17 protein-coding genes are annotated in these 20298 nt (G+C 41.3%); 3 read left to right on the plus strand and 14 right to left on the minus strand.

Going from position 1 to position 20298, the window contains the following annotated elements; genetic code table 11:
- Positions 1–2: 2 nt before the first annotated feature.
- From ABJD64_RS12605 to ABJD64_RS12665, 13 genes are all read right to left on the minus strand, one after another.
- Positions 3–3050: a TonB-dependent receptor gene (locus tag ABJD64_RS12605; RefSeq protein ID WP_348179240.1), complete on the minus strand. Its 3048-nt coding sequence runs from the start codon at positions 3048–3050 to the stop codon at positions 3–5.
- A 96-nt stretch (positions 3051–3146) separates the two neighbouring features.
- The gene (locus tag ABJD64_RS12610) at positions 3147–4028 is read right to left on the minus strand and encodes a hypothetical protein (RefSeq protein WP_348179241.1); all 882 of its coding nucleotides are present in this window, start codon (positions 4026–4028) and stop codon (positions 3147–3149) included.
- 147 nt (positions 4029–4175) lie between these two features.
- Positions 4176–5192, minus strand: coding sequence for a hypothetical protein (locus ABJD64_RS12615; protein ID WP_348179242.1), 1017 nt, complete (start codon positions 5190–5192; stop codon positions 4176–4178).
- A 51-nt stretch (positions 5193–5243) separates the two neighbouring features.
- Entirely contained in the window at positions 5244–6341 is a 1098-nt protein-coding gene (locus ABJD64_RS12620) for a DUF5005 domain-containing protein (protein ID WP_348179243.1), read from the minus strand.
- A 17-nt stretch (positions 6342–6358) separates the two neighbouring features.
- Positions 6359–7084 carry a GntR family transcriptional regulator gene (locus ABJD64_RS12625; RefSeq protein WP_348179244.1) on the minus strand — a complete coding sequence of 242 codons (726 nt, stop codon included), beginning with the start codon at positions 7082–7084 and terminating at the stop codon, positions 6359–6361.
- 247 nt (positions 7085–7331) lie between these two features.
- Positions 7332–8996, minus strand: a complete 1665-nt coding sequence (locus ABJD64_RS12630; RefSeq protein ID WP_348179245.1) for a sodium:solute symporter family protein — start codon at positions 8994–8996, stop codon at positions 7332–7334.
- Positions 8997–9050: 54 nt separating this feature from the next.
- Positions 9051–9305 (minus strand): DUF4212 domain-containing protein, encoded by a 255-nt coding sequence (locus tag ABJD64_RS12635; RefSeq protein ID WP_348179246.1) that lies wholly within the window; start codon positions 9303–9305, stop codon positions 9051–9053.
- A 136-nt stretch (positions 9306–9441) separates the two neighbouring features.
- The gene (locus ABJD64_RS12640; RefSeq protein WP_348179247.1) at positions 9442–9882 is read right to left on the minus strand and encodes an SRPBCC family protein; all 441 of its coding nucleotides are present in this window, start codon (positions 9880–9882) and stop codon (positions 9442–9444) included.
- Between the two features lie 13 nt (positions 9883–9895).
- The gene (locus tag ABJD64_RS12645; protein WP_348179248.1) at positions 9896–10315 is read right to left on the minus strand and encodes a hypothetical protein; all 420 of its coding nucleotides are present in this window, start codon (positions 10313–10315) and stop codon (positions 9896–9898) included.
- Positions 10316–10408: 93 nt separating this feature from the next.
- Entirely contained in the window at positions 10409–11557 is a 1149-nt protein-coding gene (locus ABJD64_RS12650; RefSeq protein WP_348179249.1) for a helix-turn-helix domain-containing protein, read from the minus strand.
- Between the two features lie 123 nt (positions 11558–11680).
- Entirely contained in the window at positions 11681–12964 is a 1284-nt protein-coding gene (locus tag ABJD64_RS12655) for a hypothetical protein (protein ID WP_348179250.1), read from the minus strand.
- A gap of 10 nt (positions 12965–12974) precedes the next feature.
- Positions 12975–14318, minus strand: a complete 1344-nt coding sequence (locus ABJD64_RS12660; protein WP_348179251.1) for a hypothetical protein — start codon at positions 14316–14318, stop codon at positions 12975–12977.
- Positions 14305–14853, minus strand: a complete 549-nt coding sequence (locus tag ABJD64_RS12665) for an RNA polymerase sigma factor (protein WP_348179252.1) — start codon at positions 14851–14853, stop codon at positions 14305–14307. The genes ABJD64_RS12660 and ABJD64_RS12665 overlap by 14 nt, the downstream gene beginning before the upstream one ends.
- A 134-nt stretch (positions 14854–14987) precedes the next feature.
- Here ABJD64_RS12665 and ABJD64_RS12670 point away from each other — a divergent pair, with 134 nt between their 5' ends.
- Positions 14988–16262, plus strand: coding sequence for a type IX secretion system plug protein domain-containing protein (locus tag ABJD64_RS12670; protein ID WP_348179253.1), 1275 nt, complete (start codon positions 14988–14990; stop codon positions 16260–16262).
- On the opposite strand, the gene ABJD64_RS12675 is transcribed toward ABJD64_RS12670, so the two are convergent.
- Positions 16242–17084: a sterol desaturase family protein gene (locus ABJD64_RS12675; RefSeq protein WP_348179254.1), complete on the minus strand. Its 843-nt coding sequence runs from the start codon at positions 17082–17084 to the stop codon at positions 16242–16244. The two genes, ABJD64_RS12670 and ABJD64_RS12675, sit on opposite strands and share 21 nt — an antisense overlap.
- A gap of 129 nt (positions 17085–17213) precedes the next feature.
- On the opposite strand from ABJD64_RS12675, the gene ABJD64_RS12680 reads away from it, so the two are divergent.
- Positions 17214–18857: an acetolactate synthase large subunit gene (locus ABJD64_RS12680; protein ID WP_348179255.1), complete on the plus strand. Its 1644-nt coding sequence runs from the start codon at positions 17214–17216 to the stop codon at positions 18855–18857.
- Between the two features lie 22 nt (positions 18858–18879).
- Positions 18880–20271, plus strand: a complete 1392-nt coding sequence (locus ABJD64_RS12685; RefSeq protein ID WP_348179256.1) for an aldehyde dehydrogenase family protein — start codon at positions 18880–18882, stop codon at positions 20269–20271.
- The last annotated feature ends 27 nt before the right edge of the window (positions 20272–20298 follow it).

Raw genomic sequence — 20298 nt, forward strand, 5'->3', positions numbered from 1 at the left:
ATTTAAAAAGTTAGGTTAGCTCCAAGGGTGAAGATTTTAACTGTTGGGTAAGACCCATAGTCCACTCCCGACCGTAGTGGTTGTTGCCCGAATCGATTGACTTCTGGATCGTATCCAGAATAGTCGCTAAAGACCCAAAGGTTTTTTCCGCTGACATACACTTTGAAAGAACTGATTTTCAATTTGTTTAAAAGGGCGGTTGTGAAGTTATAGGACAATGTGATGTCGCGTACTTTCAAATATGAGCCATCTTCGACCTGAACGTCGGAAAGGGTATTACTCCTCCTGGGGTCGGCGTTGGCTCGAGGATAATCGTTGGTAGGGTTAGATGGAGTCCATCGTTCCAAAGCAGCAGCCGAGTTGTTTTTTGTTCCGTCAAAACTCTCAAGAGAAAATCGATTGAAGTTGATGACTTCGTTGCCAAATATTCCCTGGAGAAAGATATTCAGGGACCAGCCTTTATAGGAAAATGTATTCCCTAACCCATATGAAAAATCCGGATTAGCGTTACCTAGTCGGACAATGTCATTTTCATCCAAAATACCATTGCTATCCTGATCTACATATTTACGATCTCCATGGCCAGGAACGTAGTCAAAAAATGTAGGGACTTTTGACAAATCATCTCCTGACTGGATAATACCATCGGACTGATATCCATAAAAGTTATTAATCGGTTGGCCCTCCTCTACATTGCTCCAACCGTTGACCCCCAGCAAGGGATCTGCTGTCACTTCGCCGCCATCGGAAGTTTTGGTGATTTCGTTCTCATTGAAGGCTATATTAAAGTTGGTCTTCCATATAAATTGTCTATCAACGTTAACGGAGCTGAATGAGAACTCTACACCACGATTTTCCAGATTTCCAATGTTAACAGTAGCCGATTTATAGCCGGTCGTGTATGGCAATGGGGAAATAAAAAGCAAGTCCTTGGTCTTCTTGAGATAAACGTCACTGACAACGGTCAGTCTATTATTGAACAAACCTATATCCACACCAATGTCAATTTGGTCTGTGGTTTCCCATTTAAGGGTATTGTTGCTAGGGCTTGACGGGCCTGATCCTTTGGCGATTTCATTTTCACCAAAATAGGCCTCTGTGGTCTCCAGCAACCCTAAGTATTGATAGGGAGGAATACCCTCGTTGCCTACTCGTCCAATGCCAAATCTGATTTTCATATCTGAAATCAACTTGGAGCCAATCAAAAAATCTTCTTCATAGATTCTCCAAGCCGCACCCAGGGAGGGGAAAACACCATATCGATTACCGGATCCAAATTTGGACGACCCATCTATTCGTGCAGAAAGTGTAAGCAGATATTTATTTTTGAAACCATAGTTCAATCTTCCTAAAAAGGATTGCAAACTTTCGCTAGAGGCCCCGTTGACTAAAAATGTTTTTTCTTTTCCGGCCTGAATGGCGTCGTACCCTAATCTATTGTCGTCAAAATCAGAAGTAGCGGCAAACAAAAATTCGTCATTCCTGGATTGTAATGAATGTCCTATCAAAACATTCAGATCATGAGAACCAAAAATCACTTTATAGTTAAGCGTGTTTTCAAGCATCCAGCTCAATCCATTGGAAGTGGCCACTCCCGCCTGACCTTTTTCTTGCCCTCTGAGTACGTCATTAGGCACGAACGATTGTTCTTTATTAAAATAGGCATCAGTTGAAACAAATGTTTTGAATTTTAGATGGTTAAGGATATCCCACTCCAAATACACATTTCCCAATACCCGGGTGGATTTACTCTGCTGATCTGTACTTTTTGCGTCTGCCACGGGATTGCCTACCGGAGGACTGTTGGTGTTGTTTTTATAGGTAAAGTTTCCATCTTCATCGATCACTGGTAAGCCCGGATTGAACTCAAGTGCCCAGGAGGTGACACTCGACGGAATGGCAGATTCAGAATCTGTCACTACTCCTTCAAGTACGGAACGATTAAGGTTTAGGCTTGTCCCTACTTTTATCCGCTCAGATATTTCCTGGTCCAGGTTGAGTCGGAAATTGGCTTTTGTAAAACTGGATTCGATGATTATACCGTCCTGTGTAAAAAAGTTAGTAGAAATAGAATAATTAGTATGTTCTGTTCCTCCTCTCACGGCGGCCTGAACATTGTGCATGGGAGCTACTCTGAATATTTCATCCTGCCAATCGGTACCAACCCCAAGGTTTACAGGACTGGCGTAGATATTTCGACGATCGACTCCGGCATTGTCGGCCGCCTCATTCCCTAGTTCAGCCAGCTGGGCCGCATTGAGTATGGGTATTTTGTGTTGTAGTTCCTGGAGGCTTGTAGCGTAGCCCAAATTGATTATCGCTGAACCTTCCTTTCCTCTCTTTGTGGTCACCATAATGACTCCATTAGCACCACGTGTACCATATATAGCCGTCGCGGAAGCATCTTTTAGAATTTCTATGGATTCGATATCGCTTGGATTAATAGTTTCTAAAGGATTGAGAACGGGGCCAGACACTGCACCAACATTTTGCGGATTGGAAATGGGCACGCCATCAATGACGTACAAGGGCTCCAGCGTGCCCAAAATAGAACTGGTTCCTCTGATCCTAATGGTGGAACCCGAACCCGGCTGACCAGATCCAAAAGTCACCACTACCCCAGGAGCCTTTCCCTGAATACCCTGATCAATGGAGGACACTACTGTATTCATCATTTCTTGGGGCTTTATAGAAGAGATCGAACCCGTCACGTCACGTCTCTTTACACTGCCGTAACCTACAACAATCAATTCCTCCAGCTGCTGAGCATCCACTTCCAATTCAATCTGATAATCCACGTCATTGGTCATCAAAACCTCTTTGGTCTTGTACCCAATAAATGACACGCTGAGTATCGCAAACTCTGGTGCGCTGAGCTCAAAATTACCATCTACATCAGTGATGGTACCTTTTGTTGTACCCTTAATAATGATACTTGCACCAGGCAGGCCATAACTTCCATTTGTAACAGTGCCTCTAATGTTAATCGACTGAGCGATGAGCTGAAACTGAAGTAAGCAGAAGAATATTGTGCGAAAAAGAGGTTTCATATAGATGATGCTGTAGTTGTAAAAACCAAGATAATAAGAAAGAAAACCAGATTTAATTCCAGTCTTCTCTCTCCAAAAAAGCTTTTTAAAGCTAGTCTATTCGTTTACAAGTTCAACATCATTGCAAGTACCTGCTGGCCCGGCATCATCTTCAGCACCCGCTTTGTACGGATCAAAGCTATCTCCTTTTACTTGAGCTGTAAATTTTTTCACGTAAGCTTCAACGGCTTCATACGGCACATCTTCGTTGCCGGTATTAAAGGCATCCAGGCCTAGATATGTTACATCAGCCTCTATTGCTTCAGAAGTAATCATCGTAATATCCAGTGTATCTACGACATTGGCCAAAAAAGCCCCGGTTCTATGCATTAAAAGTCTATTCGTGGTTTCATTCAAGTCCCATTCGCAGTAATTATACCAAGCGTCTCCAAAGTCATCTGCTTTAGCCCCAATACTCTTATCAAAGGTTCCATCAGCATTGAACCGATAGATATCATCAGTATAGGCGTCCGTTATATCACTCGCTCCTGTTTTATTTCTGATTTCATCTGAAAGCAGCCAATTGTATTTCAGCAGCAATTGGCGAGATGTCAATTCCACATTGACTACCAATTCTACTTGCCCGGTTTGGCCTTCATTATCTTCAATCAAAAAATTAAAAGTAAGCACATGATCTGCATCATCTTGGATTACATCATATTCAAAAACAAGGTTTCCTTCAAGGTCCGCACCAGTACTGACCTCCGGCGTTCCTTGCACTTCACCATCCCAGAGCTTTGACACGGTAATCGATTTCGCTCCTGCCTCCGATTGAAATGTGACTGTTACAGATATAGACTCTTCTGCTTTGACATCGATTGCGGTCTCGGAAAGAGCAATCGTTGGAACTGCAGGATCATCCTCGTCGCAAGAAGTTGTAATGATCACTGACATCATTAGGATGACAGTCATTGCAGTAGTTGAAAAATTCTTATACATAATAATAGGGTTTAGTAACTAAATGCTTTTTATATCTTTCTCAAATATACTTTGTCCATATGTATGAACAAAGTATTTCGCAATTTATTTTATTAATGAACAAAAGATCAGGTCGATGTGTTTTGATTCTGACTCAACTTGCCATTATCACTTGGGTTTTTCAATTGGGTAATTCATTTTTTCTACCAGAGTCTGAAATCGTTGTTTACCCCGAAGTGGCTCATACCAGGGTTCAATATTCATAAAAATTAAAAACCACGACTTTTCTTCATAAGCCTTTTCAAGTAATTTCAAGGATTCTTCGTACTCTTGAATACTAATATGAATAAATGCCCGCTGACAGTATGGCAAATATTTATCTTCAGCTGCCATCGCGTAAAAGTCAGCCATTTGTTTTGCTGTTTCACGCCGACCGGCTTGTCCCAAGGCATGACCCAGACCGGCCCCTACTTCGACCGTACCGTCAGATAATTCGAATGCTTTATAATAGGTTGCTAAAGATTCGTCATATTGCTTCAGTTCTATATAGGCCATTCCGAGCCAGTCATACCCCCATGCAACGGTGGTATCCTTATTTACAGCTTTGATCATCAACTCTTTCATTTGTTTGAACTCGCGAGCAAAGTAGAGCATGGATCCACGACCAATTAGATAATCTTCATTGACATCCATAGTCTGAATGGTATCATGCTGCGCCTTAGCCTCATCCATACGGCTCATAGCGGCCAAATACAGCGAATACCAGTGTCTGGCACTCAAATCCTCAGGGCTAGTAGTTATGGACGATTTGAATGATTGCTCTGCACCTGTCCAATCCCAGTCCAAAAATTTCAGAATCCCAGAAAGCTTTAACACCCCGGCATGGGTAGAATCCAAAGAAAGGACCCTATCAAAAGCATCTTTAGCCTTTGGAATTGCATCGGCTCTTGAAACATATCCAAATATATAATTGATTACATGACTTTCCGCGAACCCCAAATAAGCTTCAACGTCTGAAGAATCCTTTTGAATTCTGTCTTCAAAAATTTTAGCTTCTCTAAGCCATTCGTTTTTGAATTTACTTCCCAATGAGGACATGATCTTTTTATCCGGCCCCTTAGTTTCTTGTGGCACACAAGCGAACAATATCATCAGCAGCGGGACTGCAATATTAATTTTGAACATAATTGTTGATTTTAATTTTTCTCTTAAAAATGTACTTCTTAGATGTCGTGATTAGTTGAAGATAAGATCAATAGGTACTCGCATAAATCGAGGTCGGTAGATACTGGCCTTTCGGAAGTGATCTTCCAGATTCATACTGTTCGTGTTATATGAAATCAGAAGTTCTCTGTCTGAAGTAAATTGAGGATGCACCAGCGCATTGTAAGTAAAAAGATCGGAATTACTTTCGTCTATTGGGGTTTCAAATAATACTTCTTGTTTACTCCAGGGGCCATACGGATTAGTACTGATGTATGAACATACTTTTCTGCTTAGGCTGCCTAATTGTGTAATCAAAACATATTTACCTTCAAGCTTTAATATGGTGAATTGTTCTGAGCCTTCAATATTTATCATAGGTTTAGCTTCAGCGACATCATCGCTCCATCCATTTCCTGTATAAAACTCCCAATCCGCAGCAACAGATTCAGCGCTTACTTTCGCCACATAGGGTCTTCCATTACCCAAACCATATATATAAAGTGTCTTGCCCATTTCAAATACGGCATGGCCAAAATGTATACCGGTTTGGTCAGCGAAAGAAAGTTTAGATTTCTTTACCTCTTCAATGTGGGGAAGAAGAAATGAAACCAATTCCGTTTCCAAAAACTCAAACCCCCACATACCGGTATCAGCCTGATGAAATTTTGAAACAAAGACATTTAAGGTATCCATATTTACAAATCCGTCTCCTGGCCAGTACCAGATATCACGCTCATTGGGCTTTGCTCCATAAACGACTTCATCAGGTATTATCATAGATCTGAATTCTTCAGGTTTTCCCAAATGTCTGGTGGTCATTTGCTCTCCGTCCTGAACTACAAAACAATTTCTGATGTACATGGGATCTGTTTTTTCGCGCGTCAACTCTTGACTAACCGATCCAATAAACGTATCACCGAAAATCCAAACTGTACGACCATCCGGAAGTACTACTGAATAGGTAGCATCTCCCCCTGTAAATCCAGGTCCTTGCATTTGAAACATCTTATCAAATACAGCATCAGCGTAGACACCGGTTGATTTCGTTTCATCATGGCCGAAGGGCCGACAGGCCAAAAAAACACATGCGATCAACCCATAAACAATAGGTAGTTTATTTAGTCTCATAACTAAAGGGATTTGTTCTAATTTTCGCTTTCTACTGTATAAACTATGCTATCGGCCCGATAGTAACCCACATTGAATTCGATAGGCCGACGACCCGGATCAAATACAAACCTCTTTCTCTTCAATATTGGATCTCCTTTTGCCAAATCCAGTTTTTCAGCCAGCATCTTCGATGCAGCTTCAGCAGTAATTTCCTCTTGGGACAGTTTTGCCACTATTGAATAGTCATTTTTAAGTATTTCATAAAGGGGCCTATTAAAATCTTCTTTCCCTGTCAGTCCTGTTCGTGGATGAAAATAAGATATAAAGAACACAAATGGTCCTGTGTCCTTTCCGCGCAACCTTTCCATCTTTAAAACCTTTGTTCCAGGGTCCAACGCGAAAAAGTTAAGCACCTGATCCTCGGGGGTTACCCAACTAAAATTGATATCAAAATTGACCACCTCAATACCTTTGGACTTCATTTCCTGGCTAAAACTGGACCAGTTATTGGCTTTACTATCTACGGGTCTGGCCACCATCGTTCCTACTCCTTTTTTTCTAAAGAGCATGCCTTCGTACACCAGTTTGTTGGTTGCCTGGCGCAAAGTATTTCTAGATATTCCCAGTTCTTTGGACATATCCACTTCGTTCGGCAATAGTTTTCCCTCCTGATATTCAGTCATTGCAATCATTTCGCGAAGCAACGCCTCTACCTGGGCATACAATGGGATTGAACTGCTATGATCTATTACTAATTTCATCTGTTTGTAATTTGCTTTTAGCTTCAGATGGAACTTTCCATTTCCAAATAATTATTTACTCCGTGTTTAATAATTATTTAAAAACGGACGTTTCATCTATTTTTAATAATGTTTAACTTAGAATGTCTCATCTAAATTCTGTTGGTTGGAATTTTATATGTTCAAATGTATGAACATATTGATAAACGTGCAAATTTCATGCATCATGAACCTCAAAATGCACAATTAATTAGTTAGCTCAAGGATTTCAATTGGGGTATCTAATATTCTCCACCATTTCCTGTACTTCTTGTGGTGGTGCCGGAGATAAATGTGAAATGATACCGGACACTAAAAAGTTAATTATCATTCCCAGTGTGCCAATACCTTCCGGTGAAATTCCGAACCACCAGTTTTCAGCGGTATTGAGTTCTGCGCTGATAAACTTAAAAAACACGATGTAGGAAGCAGTAAATAGCATCCCAATGACCATACCTGCCACTGCTCCCTCTCTATTGATCCTCTTACTGAATATCCCCATAATGATGGCTGGAAAAAATGATGACGCAGCCAGCCCAAAAGCAAAAGCCACTACCTGCGCTACAAATCCCGGTGGATAAACCCCAAAAATTCCTGCTACGATGACTGCTACAGCTGCGGCACACCTGGCCACAAGCAATTCTCCCTTTTCGGAAATATCAGGATTGATTTGTTTCTTTACCAAATCATGGGCTATAGAAGTGGATATCACCAAAAGCAAACCTGCAGCTGTAGAAAGTGCAGCAGCCAACCCACCTGCAGCAACCAGCGCTATCACCCAGTCTGGCAAGTTGGCAATCTCAGGATTTGCCAACACCATGATGTCACGATCAATGATTAGCTCATTTTTTTCAACATCTCCGACATACTGCACCAATCCATCTTTGTTTTTATCATCAAATTGAATCAGGCCCGTCTCCTCCCATTTACCAAACCAATCAGGTAAGGTCTTATATTCTTTATTGCTGACTGTATTAATCAGGTTGGTTCTGGCAAATGCCGCAATAGCTGGTGCCGTCGTGTAGAGTATCGCAATAAGAACGAGGGCATATCCTCCGGAAATCCGAGCGTCTCGTACTTTTGGCACAGTAAAAAAACGAACTATCACATGCGGTAGTCCTGCGGTTCCTACCATAAGTGCGGCAGTAATGAAGAAAATATCGATTGTACTTTTCTTTGATATTGTGTAAGCAGCAAAGCCCAATTCTTCGTGCAAACCATCGAGTTTATCCAATAGATAAGTGCCGTCGCCTAGCGTACTTCCAAATCCAAGCTGGGGTATCGGATGGCCTGTCATCATGATGGAAATGAATATGGCCGGAACCATGAAGGCAAATATCAATACACAGTATTGTGCAACTTGCGTGTATGTAATTCCCTTCATTCCCCCAAGCACAGCATAAAAGAAGACGATAATCATTCCAATAATTACCCCTGAAGTAACATCAACTTCCAGAAACCTGGAAAACACCACACCCACACCGCGCATCTGTCCTGCTACATAAGTAAATGAAACAAAGATGGCACAGAAGACTGCCACTGATCTGGCAGTCTGTGAATAGTACCTGTCTCCTACAAAATCAGGCACTGTGAACTTACCAAATTTGCGGAGATAGGGAGCCAGTAGAAGGGCCAATAAAACATAACCACCCGTCCAACCCAGCAGATAAACGGCTCCGTCATATCCCATAAAAGAGATCAGGCCTGCCATCGAAATAAATGAGGCTGCTGACATCCAGTCTGCTGCCGTAGCCATGCCATTGGCAAGTGGAGAAACATCACCCCCAGCAACATAAAAATCTTTAGTAGACCCAGCTCGAGACCAAATGGCAATGCCGATGTAAAGAGCAAAGGTGAAACCTACTATGATATAGGTCCAGATTTGTACATTCATAAAAATAGTATTGTGTTTAGCTAATTTATCTTGGGAATAATGTTACAATACTTGTTATTCGTCTACGCCGTGGGCTTTGTCCAGCTTGTTCATCAAATACACATAGATGAAGATGATAGCAATAAAGAAATAAATAGCTCCCTGTTGGGCAAACCAAAAGCCTAGTTTGAATCCTCCCATTCGTATTTCATTGAGCTGATTCACAAAGAGAATTCCACAACCATAAGAAACCAAAAACCAAATACTCAACAGAATGGCTAGATACTTCAAGTTCTTATTCCAATAGGATTGATGGTTTTTGTCTGACATATTCAAAAAATTAAACCCCAATTAAGTCAATAAAATTGATTATCTGAAAAGTCGATAGATATAAAAAAGATTCAAATTGAGGATTTAAAATAACCAGACGCTATATGCTAAACACTAATACTAAAGCGTGATCCTCTTATTCATTCTCCAAAAGACCTTTGAGATTGAAAAGGTCTTTTTGCTGGCGATTGATCATTGATTTTTTCATCAATGGCATCAGTAGTTTCATGAAAAAACCTTTACCCGCGACAGCATTGCTCATCATCACTTCCGTATTATCATTTCCAATGGCTTTTAAGTGGGTCTCGCTTTCCATTACCACCTGGTCGCTATCCAGACGAAAGGAAAAGTGAGCGTTGGGTGTGATACTCAACAGCTCCTCCATGAAGGTGACTTCCTTGCCTCTCTCTTCAAAGACATATTTGGTCATACTTCCGATTTCGCTGGCATTACCACTTTGTAATTCAACTTTCTTAAGGCCGGTTATCCATTCACAAGCTCGGTCAGGATTGCTAATTAATTGATACACTTGATCAACTGATTTCGCAATTACAATATTTGTTTCGTAAGTAGTCATGATTATAGATATTTTAGTTTGTTCTTTCGATTTTTCTCACTGCTAAAAGTCCGCCCATATACCCAATGACGAGCTTACTGGCATGTGCGACAATCAGTCTCCAGTCCGATATATCACCTACCGCCCACTCAATTGGAATATCAGTTATGATATATGCGCCTACCACAAATAGGCAATTCCTAACTATACCCTGCTGTATTCTTTTACCCATAAAATAGCATGCGTAGTAAAAAACTGGTAAACCAAGGATGGTGCTAATCCATGCGCGGTTTTCAAATACATACTGCTCATAATAACTGGGGGACTGGCCAGTTTCTATTAGAGCCGAATAGATAAACATGTAAGGGAACGTAAGGGCAATCATCAATATCCTCAGTAAAATCGGAAATAAGATGATCCAGCTCCAGCGAAGCTTTTTGGTATTTGTTTTCATGATTTAAACACAATTTGTTTTTAACATGAACCAAGAATAGCGTCCGGAAAGACAAAAGGGGTGCTACTTTATAAAGTACGACCCGATTGTGGTCTAAAGAAATTTTTCTTTGTATTGGGAGGGCGTAAAGCCTGTATGTTTTTTGAAGATCCTATTGAATGTTGATTTATTATTAAACCCAGAGTCGAAGGCAACTGTCATGATCTTCAGATAAGAGTTCCCATTTTCCGCAAGGAGTTTGCGCGCCTTATTCACTCTAAAAGAATTGATGAATTCAAAAAAATTCTTGTCAGTGGTTTCATTAATTACCTGAGATAGATAGTGAATAGGTACCTCCAAAGCAGTGGCCAGATCAGCAATTTTATAATCACTAATCAGGTATAATTGTTCATGTTCAATTTTATCGACAATCTTCTTGTAGAGCTCTTCACTTTGAGCTTCGGTTAGTTTATAGCTGGCATATTTTTCTTTGTCTTCCGGTTCAAGCAGATAACCGAAGAAAAGAGGTTGTTTCAAGGCAATATATCCAGTAGTATGAATGAGTACAGATAAGGTCAATACCAATACGTAATCCATTTCTACTCTATATTGCTTGATAACTGGTAAAAGTGCCAGCACAAGTAGGCACCCTACCAAGAACCAAAAGAAAACCGACGTCATTTGTCTCAGTATTGAAAAATTAATGAGGCTATTATCTGATAGATTGGCCTTATAGGCCGTCTCTTGTTTATTAAGTAACCGCTTAGAAAACAACAAATAGATAAAAGTCTGAATAAAATGACTGGCCATGAACAAATACTGTCCCCAGGGTATTTCTATATGGTCTTCGGAACCGCCAACCTCCGTCTTCAAAAAATCCATCTTTGATTCAGGAGTGGTCAGATAAAAAGGCGTTAGTAGCAACAAACAGATGACTGCAGGCAAAAGATGTAACAACTGCTTTTTTTGAATGATGAAATCTTTGACTGTCAACTTTTTAACATAAAAAAAGTAAAATGGCCCCATCAAAAACAAAAAGGGATAAGAGGTGGCTATGAGATGAGGAAACTTATCATACAGACGACTGATGGCTATTGTGTATTCAAACAAGTTGTAGGAAACTACCAGCAGCAGAAAAGCGAAAAGAGCATTTGCAGCTCTATTCTCATCTTTGGAAAAAAGGCCAATAGCAAGGAATATCCCATGAAATGAGCCTAAAGCAACAAGTACGCCCCAAAAACTAATATGAATGTCTGATTCCATTTGGCTATTTAAGAGGCTAAATATAACAGACAAAAAATGCACTTACTATTTCGAGAATTGAATTTTTGTCAATAAAAAAGGCTGACCACCGGCCAGCCTCTACTAATCAAATAAACCGTAACATTAGAAACTAATTGTACTCAAATAGTTAAATACATTTTGGCAATCGTAGCTGTACTGATGCAACCCGTCGTTACCTATCATGAACAACACATCATCCAATGGAATGACATCAAGTGCATGTACATTTTCATGATGTGCTGTAAGCCGATCTCCTATCAAAAGCGGATCTGCGGTATTAAATACTTTTAACCCGTGGTCTCCTTCAGCAATGAACAAGCAGTCCCCGTTAATACCCAGGCCATGAGGGTTTTGCATATCATGACTAATCAATAACTCTGGATTCGTTACGTCCGAAATGTCAATTACATCCAATTGATTGGTGAAGGTTTCGCATTCTGTTCCATTGCGCAAGGTGACATAAGCCAAGTCTCCTTGTACGACTACCGGATCACAAGTATTTACATGCGCGTATGTGGATACAAAGACGGGCTCGGATGGATTAGAATTGTCATAAATATGCATACCGCTTCGAGCTCCAAAAAACAGTTTATCACCATAAGGAAAAATAGTTTCTATACCCCAACCTAAATCAACTGAATTGCCTTCCACCGGGCTGTCAGTAATGGTGATATCAAATAATTTCAGACGATAATCATTGACGGTGTACAGGTAATCATTTGTGATGGTAAATCGAGCCAAAGAACCGCCTATACCGGTGCTTCCCCCAGAGGAACTATTTGATATTTCAGCTGAAGAGGCATACAACATGTCGTTATAATAATGTGGCATGATGCTCCCATTTCCACAGTCAACTTCTACCTCCTCTTGAACCTCCTCATAAGCGATCAATAGCCCATGAGTTTCATTGTAGGCGTAGTAGGCGTCGAATACATTTTCGATTCTATTTACTTGCTGAATCCGGGCCTTATCGCTTATATCCAATACCACCAGGTCACCATAGTTGTCCGCATAAAGAAAATTGCCTTTGGCTGCTAAATCCTTATTACCTGGCAAATTGATAAACCCAACTTCCTTTGGATTTGATCTGTCTCTATTATCAATCACATGTATGCCTTTTTCTATTTCATTGATAAACAGATACTCATCTTTATAGTAGATTTTCCCAGGGTTTTCAATCGGTCTCGCCGATTCAAATTCGGCATCCTTGAGTACCTCAGACTTAGGTGCGTAAATAGGCTCGTAATAGGTAATCATTTGCGTTTCACAGGCCTCTTTGCATCCCTGTGCCAATATCGACAGCATGAGCAAAAACAACAGACTCGATGCAATGAGCTTGCCCATTACTATTTTTTGATTTTTCAATTGGGTGTTATTCGTCTTCATATTATCATATTTAGAAGTTGTATCTAAAACCTATGGACACACCTATGTTTCTAGGCTTAGCCTTATTTGGATTGTCAGAGCTGGTAAAATCGGTCAATGCCTGATTGTAGTTTGGCTCTAACAAAAATTGATAATGGTTTTTGAATAGGTATCCAAATTCCACACTAGTCAAGAAATTGAAATAGACATTTTCATAGCTATCAGCTGTACTAAAATCATTACTCAATTCTTCAGATTCGCCGGCTGAGACCAACTTGGAATTCATTCTGATGTTGCTTGAAAGTCCTGTATTTAAAGTGATGTTGAATTTCTTATCCAGCAAAACATATCCTGCTTTTATTGGTACAGTCAAATACTGATATTCGTTTGTCAACTGAACTTGCTGTCCGTCATATCTCAATGCTCCCTGATTCAACGCATTTTCCAGGTTGCTGTCACTGGTTTCGCTCGTCAATGCGTATGTGTTTTCTGCACCATCAGTTACCAACTGGCTTGTGGCTGACGCGGTATTGAATGCACTATAGTGCAATCCTCCGCTCAGCATCACACGCTTGGACACCTTCTTTCCTATATTGATCCCTCCAGCTACTGACTGGCCTGCAGCATAGACCGGACTGGTTTGATTTTGGATCGGTTGAGCTACACTTTCCGAAAGGAAGTTATCCTGACTGGCAAAAACCAAATCATCACCTGAATTTCCTCCAAAGCCCGGATCAAATGCTCCGGCGGAAAAACTCACACCTGCCCACATGGGACTCACAAGCTTATCGTCATCAATTACTTCCCAGGTTCTGGCCACGCCATATAAATGGTCTGATTTCCAGGGTTCCAATTGGCTAGGAAAAAGAGCACGTTTAGCTGCCAGTGAAGTCAATTGGACACGCTCAAAATTTACCGATGGTGAAGACTGACTTATTTTCTCAGGATTTTGAGAGAGATCGTTCGATGCCATAGCGTTTGAAGTACTCAAAGACCGTTCTTCAACAATCTGATTCTTAATTGTTGGGCTGTCAACAACATTTTCATCCTCTTCATCATCAAGGGCAACAAGTGGCACTGACGGACGAGATTGATCTATTATTGGAGCCGAGGTCTCGGTAGCTCCCTCATCGACGATCGTTGATTCGATCTTTGAACTACCACCCAGCCAATAAAAAGCAGCCCCAATAATAAATAGCAACAAGCAAGCGGCAGCAAGCCTTTTATAGAAGTAGGCTTCTTTTCTAAAGCCGACAGCCTGCTCATTGGCCAGCTGACCATCGATCGCCACCCAAACTTGTAAAGGTGGTTCGACCTCCGCCTTGTCCAAGGCCTGGTGCCACTGCTCTTCGAATGTCATTTTAGCCCTTTCCATATTTTTTGTTTTTATCTTTCATTCGCTCCTTCAGCAGGAACTTTGCTCTTGAATACTGGGACTTTGAAGTTCCCACTGAAATTTCAAGCATTTCAGCGATTTCATGATGCTTGTAGCCTTCGATGGCATAGAGATTAAAAATAACCTGACTACTGGCCGGCAAGGCCCTTACCATGGTCATCAATTCTTCCATAGTATAGTCAGCCACCTCCCTTTCTTGCCCCGATGACTCTTTCAAATCTTGTACATCTACCATTGGATAGAGATACAGCTTGCTTCGCTGGGCATTAAGTGCTGTATTGATCACGATTTTTTTAATCCAAAACACTAAAGGCGCATCGCCCTTATAATTTCCTATTTGCTTGAAAACTTTGATAAACGATTCTTGCAAAACGTCCTCAGCCTCCTGCTGGGCCTTGGTGTACCTGAGACAAATCGCATACATGCTTCTTGAAAATTGCAGATACAACTCCTCTTGAGCATGCCTGTCTCCTTTTATACAGCCCTTGATTAGTTCCTTTTCGTTTATCTCCATTCTGGTCAGGAGTCTTAGTTGTTTTGGTTCGATGTTAAGACACACCGTTTGGTAAAAGGGTTGGAAGTAAAATTATTTTTTATTCAAAAGCATTACGCCTTACTTTCGTTACCTCAATTATGGATACTTATTTTATGAAATCAATTCTACCTATAACCCTAATATTTCTTTTACTAGCAAAAATTGTCCCGAACTTGCAGGCTCAGCCGAAAGAAAAAATATACGAAAACAAAAGCTTCCAGCCTTTTGTGGGAACTGTGCAACTCTACCCTGTTACCGACAACCCCAATCAGGAGTTAGAGGCACCTATTGTTCCCAGAGGCAATGTTGAATCCTTGCTTCTGCAATTTGACCTGTTACTCGAAGAATACATCGATGTTCAAGTCAAAATCATACACTGCAATGCGGATTGGACGAAATCTGTACTCAATGATATTGAGTTTCTCTATGATTACAACAGCTTTGATTTACGTGACTTTGAATACTCAATCAACACCAAGACCTTATTTGTCAACTACTGGTTTAATATCCCTAGAGTAAAAACCACAGGCAATTACATTGTGCAGGTTTACCAAAATGGAGATGAAAAAGATCTCCTTTTTACGCGAAGATTTATAGTCTTTGACAATAATGTGAGCATTCAACCAACTACAAGAATATCAACTGGCGTCATTCAGAGAGACTTTAATCAGCAAATCGATTTTGATATCATTCATAGCCGAATTAAAGTATCCAATCCTCGTACAGAGTTTAAAATTGTAATCAGACAAAATCAGAGATGGGACAATATGCTCACGGGACTGCAACCGACGGCGGTAAGAAGGGATAAGTCATTGTTAGAATATCGTCATTTCAACATGGAAAACAATTTCAAAGGAGGTAACGAGTTCCGAATGGCCGACTTAAGGAGTTATAGTTTCAGAGGGGCCTATGTATCAAATGTAAACCCTGACGCAAACCCGAGAGAGGCCACGGTTAATCCAGGGAAGAGTCGAAAGCACCAAGCCTATTCACAGATGCTTGACAAAAACGGAGGTTTCATTATTGCTTCTACTGAAGCTTTGGCTGATTATCTGGAATGTGATTACATCAAAACAAAATTTCAGGTGAAATCTGACCGACAAGTAGGGTCTGTATATATTCTGGGTGCATTTAATGATTATAATAAAGACGAAAAAAGCCTGATGAAATATGATGACTCTTTACAGGCCTACACTTGTGATGTATTGCTAAAACAAGGACTCTACGACTATTTATATTGGGCCGATTTGAAAAACAATGACCCTTACTACTTTGAAGGATCATTCTATCAAACCGAAAACAACTACGATATCATTGTTTATCACAAGTCGTTTAGTGATTTGACAGACAAGGTGGTTGGGTACTATTCATTCCGAACCAAATTTTGATTCGGGAGGCACGCGATATTTCTGAAATGGTATAGCAAGCAAATTACCCAAAGCATCATTTTCCTCTGGCTTCATGTGGGTATCTATTCCAAATTTGACGTCCTTCATATCGTCTACATGTTGAAAGGTACCGAACAAACGATCCCATATTGAAAAGATATTTCCAAAGTTAGTATCGGTCCATGGTTGTGTGTAGTGATGATGAACCTTGTGCATATTTGGGGTGACCAGCACATAAGAAATGGCCTTGTCCCACTTTCCAAATGGTGAACTGTTCACATGCTCGAGATGCGCAAACAAAACAGACAAACTTTGATACAACATAATGATACCAATAGGTGCGCCAACGACTATGACCGCCATGATGGTAAACGTAATTCGAAATACCGTTTCACCCGGATGATGTCTAAGTCCTGAGGTAACATCAATGGTCGTATCTGAATGATGTATCAAATGAAACTTCCACATCCATTTGACCTTGTGCTCTACATAATGAACAAAATAGGCACCTATCAAATCCAACAATAGCACGCCCACAATGACTTGCAACCACAAGGGCAATTCAACCAGATACAGCAAACCAAATTCACGATTTGATACGTAGTTTGACACATATAATAGCACACCAGCCAACCCGAAACCGATAATAACAGTCATAAGAGTAAATAGCAGGTTGATGCCTGCATGCCTGACTTTCTTATATTGAAATCGAAATAGTGGGATAAGACCTTCTAAAATCCAAAAGAAAACCAATCCGCCGACAAGTATGGTAGCTCTAAACCAGAGCGGGACATGTGTGAAAAAGTCAATGAGTTTTTCCATATTGAATGCTATTTAATCCTAAAATTTAATCAAAAATGAACTTAATGCCCTTAGAACACCTTTAAATTCAAGCCTGCATTTGTCAAGTCAGGCTTAATGTTTAAATTCAATCTATCAAAACAATGATCTATGACTAAAGCCTCAGACCTCTTTGTACAAGCCCTCGAAAACGAAGGTGTAGAGTATATTTTCGGTATTCCAGGAGAAGAAAATCTGGACCTTCTTAATTCGCTTAAAGATTCCAAAATCAGACTCATTCTGACCCGACATGAACAAGGGGCTGGTTTTATGGCCGCTACCTATGGCCGTCTGACTGGCAAACCTGGTGTATGTCTGTCCACCTTGGGTCCGGGGGCAACCAACCTGGTCACTCCGGCAGCCTATGCGCAGCTAGGCGCCATGCCCATGCTAATGCTCACCGGACAAAAGCCGATCAAAAAAAGTAAACAAGGAAGATTTCAAATTCTGGACGTTGTAGATATGATGCGGCCCATCACAAAATACACGCGACAAGTAGTCAGTGGCAACAATATCCCGTCTATTGTTCGCGAAGCCTTTAGACTGGCATCGGAAGAGCGACCGGGTGCTGCTCATATAGAACTACCGGAAGATGTAGCCGCAGAAGAAAGCGATGAGAAGGTATTTGAGGTGAACACCATTCGCAGGCCTTCGCCCGATGTTAAGGCAGTAAAAGAAGCTGTGAAAATGATAGAAGCGTCAAAGATGCCGTTACTATTGATTGGAGCTGGAGCCAACCGACAACGAACCCGCACCGCCTTGCAGGCTTTCGTAGAAGAGACCAAAATACCTTTCTGTAATACACAGATGGGCAAAGGCGTATTAGATGAAAGACAAGAACTCTTCTTAGGCACCGCCGCCTTGTCAGCCGATGACTATCTGCATCATGCCATCAACAAAGCAGATCTGATCATCAACGTAGGCCATGATGTAGTGGAAAAGCCACCGTTTTTTATGGAGCATGATAGGAAAAAAGTCATTCATATCAACTTTTTCTCCGCAGAAGTGGATCAGGTATACTTTCCACAGCTAAATGTTGTCGGGGACATTGCCGAATCCGTAGAGCAGATTACCCGGCTGATAGACTTACAAAAACATTGGGATTTTAGTTATTACACCAAGGTTCACGATGAGGTAGAGAGCCATATCACCAAATATTTTAAGGACGAGAGGTATCCCATGCTTCCACAGCGTATTGTAAACCAAATAAGAGAAATCTTACCGGACGATGGTATCGTTACGCTGGACAATGGTGTCTACAAAATTTGGTTTGCAAGAAACTACAAATGCTACGAATCCAATACCCTCCTACTTGACAATGCCCTGGCTACCATGGGTGCTGGTCTTCCCTCCGCCCTGGCTGCCAAACTGATTCACCCGGACAAAAAAGTGATCGCAGTATGTGGAGACGGGGGATTTATGATGAACTCTCAGGAATTGGAAACTGCGGTAAGAGAAAAATTGCATGTTATAGTCATCATCCTCAATGACAATGCCTACGGCATGATTAAATGGAAGCAAGAAGGCATGGGCTTTGACAACTTTGGTCTGGACTATCAAAATCCCGATTTTGTAAAATACGCAGAAAGCTATGGTGCGCAAGGCCATCGTATATCAAGTGATGCGGACTTCAGTGAGACCTTGAATAAGTGTTTGGATACGGAAGGTGTTCACGTCATTGATTGTCCGGTGGACTATTCCTTGAATCATGCCATACTCAATGTAAAAATCAAAGAACAAGCAGACGCACTATAAACGCAAAACCCTAATATTTACTATGTCAACTTTAGAAGTTAATGCCCCCTTCGACCAAAAATTAATCAAAGAGATACCATTGGCCACAAGCCAGGAAATGACGGCAGCTATCGATCGCGCTCATGCTCTTTTCCTCGACCAATCTCAATGGCTACCCAAACACAAGAGAGTTGAAATATTAGAAAATGTTGTCTTTCTGATGGAAGAAAGGTCAGATGAGATCATTCAAACTTCGGCTCAGGAAGGCGGCAAACCCTGGGTTGACACCGAAATAGAAATGAAGCGTGCCATCAATGGCGTGAAACTGGCCATTGAAAATATCGGCCACTTAAAAGGTGAGGAAGTAGCCATGGGGCATACCGCTTCGTCTGCCAATCGTATGGCGTATACGATGAGAGAACCCATAGGAGTGGTCGCCTCTGTTAGCGCCTTTAATCATCCCATCAATCTGATAATACATCAAACCATTCCAGCCATCGCCGTAGGCAGCCCTGTAATTATAAAACCTGCTCCTACTACTCCACTCACTTGTTTGCTACTCGTGGATATCTTTGAGTCTGCCGGTTTGCCGAAAGGATGGTGCACTGCTATGCCTTGCGATAATGAAGTAGCGGAGCAGTTAGTTACAAGTCCAAAAGTCAATTTCTTCTCATTTATCGGATCGGCCAAAGTAGGCTGGTATCTAAGATCAAAGCTATCTCCAGGCACAAGATGCGCCTTGGAGCATGGTGGCGCAGCACCGGTGATCATAGAACCTGATGCTGACATCAAGTCAATGATTCCCGCTTTGGTTAAAGGCGGATACTATCACTCCGGTCAGGTTTGTGTGTCGGTTCAGCGCGTGTATGTTCATGAGTCGATTATCGATGAAGTGACTGAAGAAATGGATAGCCAGATACGTGCACTCATTTCTGGTGATCCTCTTGATAAAAAAACCGATTTGGGACCGCTAATTCTTCCTAAAGAAGTAGACCGGGTGCATGAATGGGTAGAAGAAGCAAGAGAAAGCGGAGCTAAGGTGGTCTGCGGTGGAAAGAAGATTTCTGATTATTTCTACGAACCAACCCTCCTGTTGAACCCCTCGGATAAGTGCAAGGTATCCTCTCAGGAAATCTTTGGCCCAGTAGTCTGTCTCTATAGTTACACAGACCGGCAAGAGGCGATCGACAGAGCTAATTCACTGGAGTTCGCATTTCAGTCTTCCGTATTTACGAAGAATATTGACGTAGCGCTAGACACCGTCAAAAAGCTCAATTCGACGGCTGTGATGGTCAATGACCACACGGCTTTCAGAGTAGACTGGATGCCTTTTGGTGGTCGGGACTCCTCCGGACTAGGATTGGGAAGCATTCCCCATTCTATGCATGACATGAGCAGAGAGAAGTTGATGGTCATCAAAAGTGATGTTCTGTAACTGTATTGTCCTCCATAAACATTCACT

This window comes from Reichenbachiella sp. (genome assembly GCF_039944555.1).
In the GTDB taxonomy this organism is placed as follows: domain Bacteria; phylum Bacteroidota; class Bacteroidia; order Cytophagales; family Cyclobacteriaceae; genus Reichenbachiella.